The sequence below is a fragment of the Larkinella soli genome, assembly GCF_003703975.1.
Classification (GTDB): domain Bacteria; phylum Bacteroidota; class Bacteroidia; order Cytophagales; family Spirosomataceae; genus Larkinella; species Larkinella soli.
On record NZ_QTJY01000002.1, the window covers coordinates 399,120 to 411,942 of the forward strand.

General features: G+C 61.7%; 7 protein-coding genes. 1 reads left to right on the top strand and 6 read right to left on the bottom strand.

The genetic code is table 11. The features are described 5' to 3' along the window. Nucleotides 1–11: 11 nt before the first annotated feature. The 4 genes from DX909_RS07885 to DX909_RS07900 form a co-directional block, all read right to left on the bottom strand. A complete protein-coding gene (locus DX909_RS07885; RefSeq protein WP_128544599.1) occupies nt 12–3,104 on the bottom strand; it encodes an efflux RND transporter permease subunit in 3,093 nt (1,030 codons plus the stop codon). A 54-nt stretch (nt 3,105–3,158) separates the two neighbouring features. Then, complete coding sequence (locus DX909_RS07890; RefSeq protein WP_128544600.1) at nt 3,159–4,277, bottom strand: efflux RND transporter periplasmic adaptor subunit; 1,119 nt, start codon at nt 4,275–4,277, stop codon at nt 3,159–3,161. Between the two features lie 46 nt (nt 4,278–4,323). Beyond that, nucleotides 4,324–5,592, bottom strand: coding sequence for a TolC family protein (locus DX909_RS07895; RefSeq protein ID WP_128544601.1), 1,269 nt, complete (start codon nt 5,590–5,592; stop codon nt 4,324–4,326). 91 nt (nt 5,593–5,683) lie between these two features. Continuing rightward, entirely contained in the window at nt 5,684–6,028 is a 345-nt protein-coding gene (locus DX909_RS07900) for a hypothetical protein (RefSeq protein WP_128544602.1), read from the bottom strand. Between the two features lie 278 nt (nt 6,029–6,306). Here DX909_RS07900 and DX909_RS07905 point away from each other — a divergent pair, with 278 nt between their 5' ends. Further along, on the top strand, nt 6,307–11,481 hold the full coding sequence (locus tag DX909_RS07905; protein WP_128544603.1) for a family 78 glycoside hydrolase catalytic domain: 5,175 nt from the start codon (nt 6,307–6,309) through the stop codon (nt 11,479–11,481). Nucleotides 11,482–11,518: 37 nt separating this feature from the next. Here DX909_RS07905 and DX909_RS07910 read toward each other — a convergent pair whose 3' ends face one another. Together DX909_RS07910 and DX909_RS07915 are read right to left on the bottom strand one after the other, a co-directional pair. Next, nucleotides 11,519–11,803: a hypothetical protein gene (locus DX909_RS07910; RefSeq protein ID WP_128544604.1), complete on the bottom strand. Its 285-nt coding sequence runs from the start codon at nt 11,801–11,803 to the stop codon at nt 11,519–11,521. Between the two features lie 77 nt (nt 11,804–11,880). After that, nucleotides 11,881–12,702 (bottom strand): metallophosphoesterase family protein, encoded by an 822-nt coding sequence (locus tag DX909_RS07915; RefSeq protein WP_128544605.1) that lies wholly within the window; start codon nt 12,700–12,702, stop codon nt 11,881–11,883. Between the last annotated feature and the right edge of the window lie 121 nt (nt 12,703–12,823).

The following is a 12,823-nucleotide window of genomic DNA, read 5'->3' on the forward strand; positions in this document are numbered from 1 at the left end:
GGGCCGGGCAGTCAGGCCGCCCGGCCCCGGTAGAATACGTAGAAGACGAGCGGGAAGACCAGCAGCGTCAGCACGGTGGCGGTGATCAGCCCGCCGATGACCACGATGGCCAGCGGTTTGGAGGTTTCCGAACCGATGCCGGTCGCCACGGCCGCCGGGATCAGACCGATGGCGGCCATCATGGCGGTCATGACCACCGGCCGGACCCTCGACAGGACGCCCTGCAGGATAGAGTCGTTCAGCGACAGCCGGTTATGCAGGTTTTTCTTGAACACCGACACTAGAATGACCCCATTCTGAATGCAGATGCCGAAGAGGGCGATGAAACCGATCCCGGCCGAAATGCTGAAGTTGACGTGCGTAATGAGCAGGGCCGCAATGCCGCCGATCATGGCGAAGGGGACGTTGAGCAGCACCATGCCGGCATCCCGCACATTCCCGAACAGCACGAACAGAATCAGGAAGATGCCGAACAGGCTGACCGGGACGACCTGTTCCAGCCGTTGGGTGGCCCGCTGCTGGTTTTCGAAGTCGCCGGCCCATTTGATGGTGTAGCCCTGCGGCAGCTTGACGTGGGCATTCACCTTCTGCTGCGCTTCGGCCACGGTGCTGCCCATGTCACGACCCCGCACTGAGAACTTGACGGCCCCGTACCGCTGGTTGCCTTCGCGGTAGATCAGCACCGGGCCGGTCTGCGTGTACACTTTCGCAATCTCCTTGATGGGAATCTGGGTGCCGTTGCGGGTCGGCACCATCAGTTCGGCGATCTGGCTTTCATTGGACCGGAACGAGGGGATGTACCGGATGCGGAGGTCGAATTTACGTTCGCCTTCGTAGATTTCCGTAGCGGCTTTTCCGCCGATGGCCATTTCCACGACGGCCTCGGCTTCGGCCTTATCGACGCCGTAGAGCGCCAGTTTCTGCTCGTCCAGTTCGATGCGCAGTTCCGGCTGGCCGATGTTCCGGATCACACCCAGGTCCCGGATGCCGTCGACGGTCGCCAGTTGCTTCTCGACTTCCCGGGATTTGTTTTCCAGGGTATAGAGGTCGGGGCCGTAGATCTTCACCGCAATGGAACCTTTGACGCCCGAGACGGCCTCGGCCACATTGTCCATGATGGGCTGCGAAAAGCCGAAATCCACACCGGGGAAAACCTTCAGTTTCTCCTGCATCCGGTCGATGAGCTGCTCCTTGGTGATGGACTCCTTCCACTCGTCTTTCGGGTAAACGTCTACCAGAAACTCGACGTTGTAGAAACCGGTCGGGTCGGTGCCGTCGTTGGGGCGGCCGGTCTGCGAGATGACGCCCTTCACCTCCGGAAACTCCTCGAACACCTGCCGCATCCGGGTCGTGAGCCAGACCGACTCGGACAGTGAAATGCTCATCGGCATGCCGGCCCGGACGTAGATGGAGCCTTCGTCGAGTTCGGGCAGAAATTCCGTTCCGAGCAGCGTAAAGCCCGACAGGCCGATTACCACCAACGCCACGGCCGCCAGCAGGCTGGCCCGTTTGTGGGCGAACGTATAGCCGAAAGCCCGGGTAACGTGGCGGCTGATGAACGCCACGAAGGGGTTGTGTTTTTCCCGTACGTTCTGCTTCAGCAGGATGCTCGTCAGGGCCGGCACCAGCGTCAGCGTAAAGATCAGGGCGCCCAGCAGGGCGAAGCCGAGCGTCCAGGCCAGCGGGGAGAACATCTTGCCCTCCACCTTCTGGAAAGAGAAGATCGGGATGAGGCAGGTGATGATGATCAGCTTGGAGAAAAAGATGGCTTTGCCCATCTCGGTGCCGGTTCGGCGCAGCACGCCCAGTTTGGCGAGTTTATTGAACTTCTCCATACCGTTGTGGTGTGCCATCTCGTCGAGGGTGACGAAAATCCCCTCCACCATGACCACGGCCCCGTCCACGATGATGCCGAAGTCGATGGCCCCCATCGAGAGCAGGTTGGCCGACATGCCCCGAAGCCGCAGGCAGATGAACGCAAACAACAGCGCCAGCGGGATGATGACCGACACGGTGACGGTGGTGCGCCAGTCGGCCATGAACAGGAAGACGATGACCGTCACGAACACGATGCCCTCGATGAGGTTGTGCGTCACGGTATGGGTGGCGAAGTGAATGAGCGTTTCCCGGTTGTAGAACGTGTCGATTTTAACGTCCGACGGCAGGATCCTCGTATTCAGTTCCGTGATCTTGTCTTTAACCCGTTCGATGACTTCGCTGGGGTTTTCGCCCTTCCGCATCACCACGATGCATTCCACCACGTCGTTCTGCCGGTCGCGGCCGGCCTGACCCAGCCGGGGCAGGGCCGACTCGCTCACCTGAGCCACGTTCCGCACCATGATGGGGGTACCGTGAACGTTTTTGATGACGATATTCTGAATATCCTGGCTGTTTCTGAGCAGGCCGATGCCCCGGACGACGTAGGCTTCCGAGTTCTTTTCGATCACGTCGCCCCCGACGTTGACGTTGGAATTGGCCACGGCCTGATAGAGTTGCAGCGGGGTGATGTCGTAGTCGAGGAGCCGGCGCGGGTCCACCGAGATTTCGTAGGTTTTCACCTCCCCGCCGAAGCTCACGACGTCGGCGACGCCCGGAACGCTTTTCAACTGGCGGTCAATCACCCAGTCCTGGAGGGTTTTCAGGTCACGGGCGGAGCGGGTGCCGCTTTTGAGCGTATACCGGAAAATCTCACCGGTGGGGCCGTAGGGCGGCTGCACCTCCGGTTTGACGCCCTCGGGCAGATCGACGTTGCTGAGCAGGTTGTTGACCTGCTGGCGGGCGAAGGCATCGTCCACACCGTCCTCGAACAGCACCTTCACGACCGACAGGCCGAAGAGGGTGGTCGAGCGGATGTCGGTTTTCTTCTGGACCGGGTTCAGCCCGATCTCGACGGGAATGGTGACGAACTTCTCGATTTCCTCGGCGCTGCGGCCCGGCCACTGGGTGATGAGCGTGATCTGGGTGTTGGTCACGTCCGGAAACGCTTCGATGGGCGTATTCCGGTAGCTGATGTACCCGGCCACGGCGGCCACGGCCGTCAGAAAGAAGACAAAGAACTTGTTCTTCAGCGAGAAGGACAGGATATTTTTTATGAACTTATTCATGATTGTTCATGGAAATGGCGGCAAGGCCGTTGCGTGGGTGATACCGGGAAGACTTTAATGGCCCAGAGCGCTGTAAACCAGCAGGCTGTTCCGGGTGACGACGCGGTCGCCGGGGGCCAGGCCGCCGGTCAGGTAGGTTCGGTTGCCGATGGTCTTGAAAACCGTCACCTCCCGGACCACCGGCTGGCCGGCCCGGGTCAGGGCCACCACGAAATTCCGGCTCTGATCGAACACCAGGGCTTTGGACGGCACCGTCACCCGCTGGTCGTGACCGGCAAACTGCACCGTCACGGTGGCGAACATTTCCGGCTTGAGGGTGTAGTCGGCGTTGGCCAGCGTCACCCGGACTTTCAGGGTCTTGCTTTCCGGATCGAGCACGTTGAAAATCTTGTCGATTTTGCCGCGGAATAGCCGGTCGGGGTATGAGAGGGTAGCAATCGTGGCGTCGTCGCCTTCCTTCACCTGCGAGAGGTCGGATTCATAGACGTTCGCCAGCACCCAGACCTGATCGAGGTTGGAGATGGTAAACAGGTTTTCGGGGTCGTCGGAGCGGATTTCCATGCCCTGCGAGGCATTTTTCTCCACCACGAACCCGTTCACCGGCGACTTGACGACATAGACCGAGCCCGATCCGCCCAGGATGCTCCGGCGTTCGGCCACCCGGTTTACCTCCCCTTTGGCGGCCTCCAGCTGCTCGCGGGCGGCCACCAGCTCCCGTTGGGAAGCCAGACCGGCCTGGGCCATATCTTCGGTTACCTGAAGGTTCTTGCGGGCGACGGATAATTGCCCTTTGGCCGCAATGGCCTGCTGGGCGAGGTCGGCCAGGTCGCCGGACCGGATCACGGCCAGCACCTGCCCTTTCTCAACGTAAGAACCGAGCTCGGCCTTCACCGCGTCGACATGGCCGCCCACCAGCGGGAACACCTTCACGACCTTGTCCTGATTGAAGGTGATTTTTCCGGTCAGACTCAGCTCATTTCGAACCGTTTCCAGCCGGGCCGTGTCGATTCCGGCCATGGCCGGCAGGTTCGTTTCCTTCGGCTGCCCGGCGGCCGCATCCTCCGGGTTCGCCGACGACCGGCAGCCCGTCAGGCTCCAGGTCAGGCCCACCAGAATGAGCAGCAGCGGTCGGACGAAGGCGGGGATAATCAGGGTGTGTTGGGGTATGTTCATGATCGAAATTCTTTTGAGACGGTTATTCAGGAAAAAGAAGCAAGGATCAGGGGCGGAACAGGTCGGCACCGACCGCGTAGTTCAGTTCCTCCAGACTCTGCTGCCGGTCGTTCTGAAGCTGCGTAAACTGAATCTGGCTGGATTTGTAGGAGTCGAAGAAATCCAGGAACTCGACGACGTCGATGTTCTGCTTGCGGTAGTTGAGCGTTACGCCCTGAATCAGCCGGCTGAAATCGCTGTTGAAACGCCGGTCGAAGGTGCGGGCCATGCGGTCCGCCTGCTGCGCCTTTGCGTAGGCCTTCTGCACGTCGCTTTCCACCTGAAGGGCATAGGCTCCGGCGGCCTGCCGGCTGCTCTGCGTCCGGATGGTGGCAGCCTGAATGTTCCCCTGATTCCGGTTGAAGACCGGCAGATTGATCCCGACCCCAACGCCGACGTAGTTCGGAAGGTAGCCGGCATTGCGATCGTAGGTGGCCTGGACGGTCAGGTCCGGAACGGCCATCGCCTTCTGGAGTGCCAGATTCTGCTGCTCCTGTCGGGCCTGATCTTCAAATGCCTTCAGGTCGAAACGGTGTTCTTCGGCGGTTTTCACCAGTTCGTCGACCTTCAGGCCGGCCACCGACGGCCGGTTCAGATCGGCTTCCGACAGCACCGGCACGATGGTTTGCAGGGGACTTTGATTGAGCAGAACGGCCAGGTCGGCCTGATCGTCGATGGCCCGCTTCAGTGCCAGTTGGCGCTCGGTCGTCAGCGTAAACAGATAGGCCTTGAGCCGGGCCAGATCTTTCAGCGGCACGTTTCCTTTGTCGAACTGCTGCTGGTAAAGATCGACCGTCTGCTCCAGCGTCTGAATCTCCTGATCGTATACCGTCAGGGCCTGCCGGGTGAAATACAGGTCGTAAAACGTACTCCGGAGCTGGAAACTCAGCGTCCGGATGAGGTCGTAATACCGGTCGCCGGCCAGGGCCGTTCCCGTCCGGGCGACGGCCAGCTGCCGGTTGCGCTTCCCGGCCAGCAGCAGCAGTTGCTGGAACTGCACCACCTGCTCGGAGTTGGCCTGGCGCACCGGCATGAACTCTTTCGTGTGAGCATTATACGGCATCTGCTCGATATAAACGCCGGGATTGTTCCGGAGCCGGGTCTGGTATTCATAAGCCTGGCCTTCGTCGATGCCCATTCGGGCGGCAATCAGCTGGAGGTTACCGCGCCGGAAATCAGCCTCGGCCTGAGGCAGTGTGTAGGTAAGCGTGTCACCGGCAGTCGCCCGGGTGACCAGAAGCCCGAACAAGGCTCCAGATGCCAATAGAATTTTCATGGCCTGGTGTGATCAGATGAGGGGTATTCCTAAAACGGTTGATTTCAGGCGCACCCCGCACGGGGCGGCCCTGCCGACGGAACCGTTCGGGTCAGGGAATCCGGAGGGAGCAAAAGAGGACGTAGAGGGCAATTTTCCGTCCGGTGGCGTTTCCGGCTTCGGGCCGGTAAACCCGGCAGAACGGTGAAAAGCGACCGTTCCACACCCGTTCCGGGAAGCTGGAAAGCAGGGCCGGCGACGGGTCCGGCAGATGATCGGGCGTTTCATCGGGGGTGGCACACACCCAGGCCGGCCCGACGGCCCAAAACGCATCGGCCGTTTTTTTGAAACGCAGTCCGCTCCGGCCGTCTTCCCCGGCTGCCGCCGGTACGATGGCCTGAAAAGCCAGCACCCAGAGGAAGCCGAGAAAAATACCGATTCGGGTGGCTGCGGACATCTTGCGTCAGGATTTAGGCGCAACCTATACCCCGCAGATAAAAAAGGGATGAATTAGCCATTAAAAGCTAATTAAACGAAGGCCCCGGCCGGCACTACCTAAGTAGATACTGCCCGGGTCGGGCGCATCCTTTTCGGAAAGGCATTCATTTGTCGGACAAGCCGATAGGGATTATCAATAAATTAAAGTAACCGATTATCTTTGAATGGAATACTTATTGATACAATTTCTCCCATAGAATCACCAACGTATATCGACAAAACCTCTCCGACCCTTTCATGAACCGGGTTCTGCTTTTTTTACTGCTGCTCCTGGCCGTTCCGGTCCTGGGCCAGCGCACCGTAACGCTTTCCGCTCTCCGTACCGAGAACCTTGCCGACCCTCAGGGCATCACCAAACCGGCTCCCCGGCTGAGCTGGACCATGAGCAGCGACCGGCGCGGCCTCCGGCAGGCCGGCTACCGGATTCTGGTGGCCTCCACCGCCGAAAAACTCAGTCAGGACGAGGGCGATCTCTGGGATTCGGGTGAGGTCTCGGGCGATCAGTCGCAGTGGGTACCGTATGGCGGAAGCCCGCTGACCAGCCGCCAGGTCTGTTACTGGAAAGTGCGTATCCGGAGTCAGGACGGCGTTACCTCCGCCTGGAGTGCGCCTGCCCGCTGGGACATGGGCCTCATGCAGGCCTCCGACTGGACGGCGCAGTGGATCGGGCTGGACTCGGCTTTTGCCTGGGATGCCCCCACGGCCGTCAACACCCGGCTGTCGGCCCGGTATTTCCGCAAACAGGCCCATCTGCCGAAAACCATCCGGCACGCTACGGCCTACGTCAGCGGGCTTGGCCTGTATGAACTTTCGCTCAACGGCCGTAAAGTCGGCGATGCGGTGCTGGCCCCCGGCCCGACCGAATACGACAAACGGGTGCTGTACAACACCTACGACGTCACCGGTCTCCTCCAGACCGGCCTGAATGCCGTCGGGGTGACGCTCGGCAACGGACGGTATTTCGCCATGCGGGTCAACCAGCCGTCGGTGCCGGCCATGACGCACTACGGCTACCCGAAGCTGCGGCTCCAGATCGAGGTCGTCTACACCGACGGCACCACCGACCGGATCGTCAGTGACGGCTCCTGGAAAATGACCGCCGACGGCCCCATCCGGGCCAACAACGAATTCGACGGGGAGGAATACGACGCGACCCGTGAACTGAAAAACTCCTCCGGCACCGCCTGGGACCAGCCCGGTTTCGACGACCAGAGCTGGCTGAATGCCCGCCTGGTGGCCGAACCTGCCGGCCGGCTCGAATCGCAGATCAACCCGCCCATCCGGGTGGTGGAAACCCTGCGGCCGGTGTCGGTGAAGGAGGTGAGCGCCGGCCGGTTCATCGTCGATATGGGGCAGAACATGGTCGGCTGGGTCCGGCTGCGGGTGCAGGGCGCCCGCGGAACGAAAGTGACGATGCGGTTTGCCGAGACGCTCAAGGAAAGCGGTACGCTCTACATCGATAACCTGCGCTCGGCCCGGGCCACGGACATCTACATCCTCAAAGGGGAGGGCGAGGAACTCTGGGAACCCCGTTTTACCTACCACGGCTTCCGCTACGTAGAGCTGACCGGCTTTCCCGGCACACTCACCACCGCCGGCGTGGAGGGCCGGGTGGTGCATGACGACCTCCCGCAGGCCGGTACCCTCACCACCTCCAGCGACCTGCTCAACCAGATCTATAAAAGCGCCTTCTGGAGCGTCCGGGGCAATTACCGGGGCATCCCGACCGACTGCCCGCAACGGGACGAACGCATGGGCTGGCTGGGCGACCGCACCGTCGTGGCCGCCGGGGAAAGCTATCTGTTTGCCAACCACGCGCTTTACGCCAAGTGGCTCGACGACATTGAAAATGCCCAGAAGGACGACGGCAGCCTGCCCGACGTGGCTCCGAGCTACTGGAAGAAATATACCGGCAACATGACCTGGCCGGCGGCTTACGTCTTCGTCGCCAATATGCTGTATGAACAGTTCGGCGACGACGAGCCGATTCGGAAGCATTACGAGTCGATGAAAAAATGGCTCAGCTACGCCGGCAGTAAATTCGTGAACAGTTCCGGTATCTACTGGAAGGACGAATACGGGGACTGGGCCGTGCCGCCCGAATCCCCTTCGCTGGTACACACCCAGGATCCCGCCCGCAAGACCGACGGCGGTCTGCTCGGGACGGCCTATTATTATTCCGTGCTGAAGCTGATGGAGCGGTTTGCCGGTGTGGTGGGCAACGAAACCGACCGGACGGCCTTTTCCTCCCGGGCCGAAACCGTGCGAAATGCCTTCAATCAGGCCTATCTGAAGCGCGACCAGCTCCAGTACGGCAACAATACCACGACGGCCAACCTGCTGGCTCTGGCCTGCGGGCTGGTTCCTGATGACCTCTACCGGGGCGTTTTCCGGCAGATGACGGGCCGGATGGAGGGCGAATACAAAAGCCATATCAGCACCGGCATCATCGGCACTTCCTGGCTTATGCGGAACCTGACCGCCAACGGACGGGGCGACCTCGCCTACCGGCTCGCAACCAATACCGACTACCCGAGTTGGGGCTACATGATGCGGAACGGGGCCACCACCCTCTGGGAGTTATGGAACGGCAACACGGCCTCTGCCTCGATGAACTCGGGCAACCACGTCATGCAGCTGGGCGATCTGTTGCAGTGGTATTACGAAAACCTGGCGGGCATCCGATCCGGCGGCCCCGGCTTCCGGACCGTCGAAATGCGGCCCTATCCCTCCGGCGACCTGACCCGGGTGGCGGCCACCTTCGCATCGGTGTATGGCCTGACCGGCAGCGAGTGGACAAAAACCGCCCGCGAATTCCGCTGGAAGGTGACGGTACCGGGCAACGCAACGGCCACGGTATTTATTCCGGCCAGGGACGCGGCCGAGGTCCTGGAAGGCAGCAGCTCTGCCGCGAACGCCGAGGGCGTAACCTTCCTGCGGATGGAGGGCGACCGGGCGGTTTTTCAGGTCGGCTCGGGGCAGTACAGCTTTTTTTCCACCCTGCCCGACACCACGAATCGCCCCCCGACGGCACCCGGGTACAATCCCCCGCCGGCCAAAGTCGGAACGCCGTACAGCTACACCCTTGCTCCCTTCACGGACCCGGAAAACCGGCCGATTACCTACGCCTACGGCGGCACCGTTCCCGGCATGACCTTCGACACTACCAGCCGGGTGATGAGCGGGACGCCGACGCAGACCGGCACGTACTCCTTTACGGTGACGGCCACCGACGACAAGGGGCTGTCCGCCACCGCCGTTCTGACGTTTGCGGTCACTACCGGCTCGACCCAGCCGATCGCCAGTTATGAAGGCTTTCTGGATGCGGTCCGCTGCGACAACGACATCTGGGGCTGGGTTTGGGACCGCAATCAGCCTAACCTCGCGCTCACGGTTGAAATCCTCGACAGCACGGTCGTGATCGGAACCGTCAGGGCCGATCTGTTCCGGCCCGATCTGCTCACGGCCAAAAAAGGCGACGGCGAACACGGGTATTCCTTCCTGACCCCGGCCTCGCTGAAAGACGGAAAACCGCACAGCATCATCGTCCGGGTGAAAGGCGCGGGCTACCAGTTGAAAAGTACGCCGAAGGTCGTGACCTGTGCGGTGACACCGCCCCCTCCGGTCAACCAGCCGCCGGCGGCTCCGGCCGTCAGTCCTCTTTCGGCCACGGTCGGCACTGCCTTTAGCACGACCCTGGCGGCCTTCACCGATCCGAACAACGATGCGCTGACCTATACGCTGAGTACACCGCCTTCGGGGCTGACCTTCAATGCCACCACCCGGGTGCTGAGCGGCACGCCCACGGCCTCCGGCAGCTTCAGCCTGACCTACACGGCCAACGACGGACAGGCCTCGGCCAACACCTCCGTATCCATCACGGTCAGTCCCCAGCCGCCGGTCAACCAGCCGCCGGCGGCTCCGGCGACGGCTCCGCTGTCGGCTACGGTCAATGCGGCTTTCTCGGCCACCCTTCCGGCCTTTACCGATGCCGACAACGATGTGCTGACGTATTCGCTGGCGGGCCTTCCGGCCGGTCTGACCTTCAATGCCACCACCCGGGCGCTGAGCGGCACGCCGACCCAGGCCGGGAGTTTCACTCTGACCTACAAGGCTTCGGACGGCAAGGCACATGAGGTGAGCGCGACGGTTTCGCTGGCGGTCAGCCCGGCGGCTCCGGTGGTGACCGGTAACTTCGAAGGGTATCTGGAAGGGGCTAACTGCGGCTCTCTCTGGGGTTGGGTCTGGAACCGCGACAAGGGAAATACCGCCTACACGGTGGAGTTTCTGGACGGGGCCACGGTAGCCTCTGCGGTGGTCGTCGGGACGGTCGAAGCCAACGTCTTCCGGCAGGATCTGAAGAACGCGGGCAAGGGCAACGGGGCGCACGGGTATACCTTCCTCACGCCCGAAAGCCTGAAAGACAACCGGAGCCACACCCTCTGGGCGCGGGTGGCCGGCAGTACATATGTGTTGAAATATGCTCCGAAAACCATTACCTGCGCCGGAACCTCCACTCCCCCGCCGGTCAATGCCCCACCGGTGGCTCCGGCGGTTCCGGCCCTGTCGGCCACCGTCGGCACCGTCTTCACCACGACCCTGGCGGCCTTCACCGATGCTAACAACGATGTGCTGACGTATTCGCTGGCGGGCCTTTCGGCCGGTCTGACCTTCAATGCCACCACCCGGGTGCTGAGCGGCACACCCACGGCGGCCGGCAGCTTCACCCTGACCTATGCAGCTTCGGACGGCAAGGCGACGGCTTCGACGCCGATCAGTTTGTCGGTCGCGGCCGCCCCGACGAAACCGGCCTCCTACGAGGGCTTTTTCGACAAGCTCGACTGCTCCGGCGGCCAGGGCTGGGTCTGGGACCGCAACCAGCCCAACACCCCGCTGACGGTCGAACTGCTGGAAGGAACGACGCTGATCACGACCTTCGAAGCCAACGTCTTCCGGCAGGATCTGAAAGATAAAGGGAAAGGCAACGGCCAGCACGGCATTTCGTTCGCGTTGCCGGTTTCGCTGAAAGACAACCGCCCCCACGCGCTCAGCCTGCGGGTTCAGGGTTCGGCCTTTCTGCTGAAGAATTCACCCCGCCCGGTCACCTGTCCGTCGGCGGCCCGGCTTTCGGCTCCGCCTTCATCGGAGGTGGAAATTTCCGGCGATCTGACGCCGGCCCCTAACCCGACCTCCGGACGCACGCGGGTCCGGTTCCGGCTGGCGGAAAACGAGCCGGCCACGCTGTCGGTTACGGACGTGCTGGGCCATATCCTGCACCAGCGACCGATACGGGGTACGGGGCAGACGCAGGAGGAAGTGGTCGAACTGGGCGGTTATTCACCCGGCATTCATTACATCCGGCTGCAAACCGGACAGCAGTCCAGGACGGGGCGGGTGCTGCTCCACCGTTAACGAAAGCGCCACGACCCAGGTCGTGGCGCTTTCGGTTTCAGGGCGTCCCGACGGAAGTGCCGGTGCCGGGCTGTGTGTCGTCGCCGTCGGTGCCGCCGTCGGGGACGAGCGTATCGGGATGATCCGAGGGAGCGATCTGGTTCGGAGCCATCAATTCGGTCGCGCCCGGTTCGGTGTTCGGGTCGGGGCTGGCATAGGTTGCGTTCTCGCTGGCCCGCATTCCCGTATCCGACCGGCCGATCCGCCGTCCTCCCGAAGAACCGGAGTTGGGGTCGCTGCTCAGGCTGGCCCCGGCCCGCGAATGTTTCTGCTGATTTTCCATATAGTTGATGATTGATTCCGCACGTTTTCCCAGGCAATGAGGGTATCTGGATAACCGCCCGTCCGCCCGAATGTTTCCTACAACGCCTTCGCATTGACGATCGGCCGCACTTCCGGGTTGAACTGATACGTGGAGATTTTCCCGTCGGCGAAGACCTCCACGATGCGGTATCCCTTGTAGGCGGTGCCCCAGCTGCCGCCGAAGTGACCGTCGAAGATATACGGCTTGCCGCCGGACACCTTGACGTCGTCCTGATCGTGTTCGTGGCCATGAAAGACGGCCTTCACGTTCGGATACCGTTCGATGGTTTCCATCACCGCGGGGCAGTCGATGCCGTTGGCCGTCCATTTCCGCTGCGGGATGTGCAGCAGCACGAAAACGTGTTTCTTCCGGCGCTGCTTGTCCAGGGCCGAACCCAGCCAGCGGGGATCGGCGCAGACGTATTCGCCTTTCGGGTTGGAGGTATTGCCCAGCACGAAGGCACAGTCGTCCAGTTCCACCACGTGATTTTCCTCATAGCCCCAGATCTGTTTCCAAACCTCCGGACTGACCATGTCGTGGTTGCCACGGGTAACGTAATAGGGCATGGTCAGCCGGTCGAAGGCGGTTTTGACTTCCGGCATGAACCGGGGGTCGTCGTGGATCAGGTCCCCGTTGAAGAAGCAGAGATCCAGTCCGCTGCGTTCCTTTTCGGCGTTCAGATGATCGACCACGTTGCGGGTAAAGGTCTGATAGTCCGTTTTGGGCTGGCCGAAATGGCCGTCGGAAGCCACCGCAAATCGCAGCACGCGGGCATGATCGGTACGGGTTTCCGGTGCCGAAGCCGGCGTCAGCAGGGACGGAGAAGCCAGGGCGATTCCGGCCGATTGTTTCAGAAAGTCACGTCTTGAATGTTCCATAAGGCAGGGGTTGCTCCGGCCCGGACGTAGAAGCCTGCCGGAATCTGTCGTGAAAGTAAAAAAATCGGCGGGTTTCGGACCGTTCGGAAAGATTACTTTTTTGTTATGCGTCCCGGCCGCA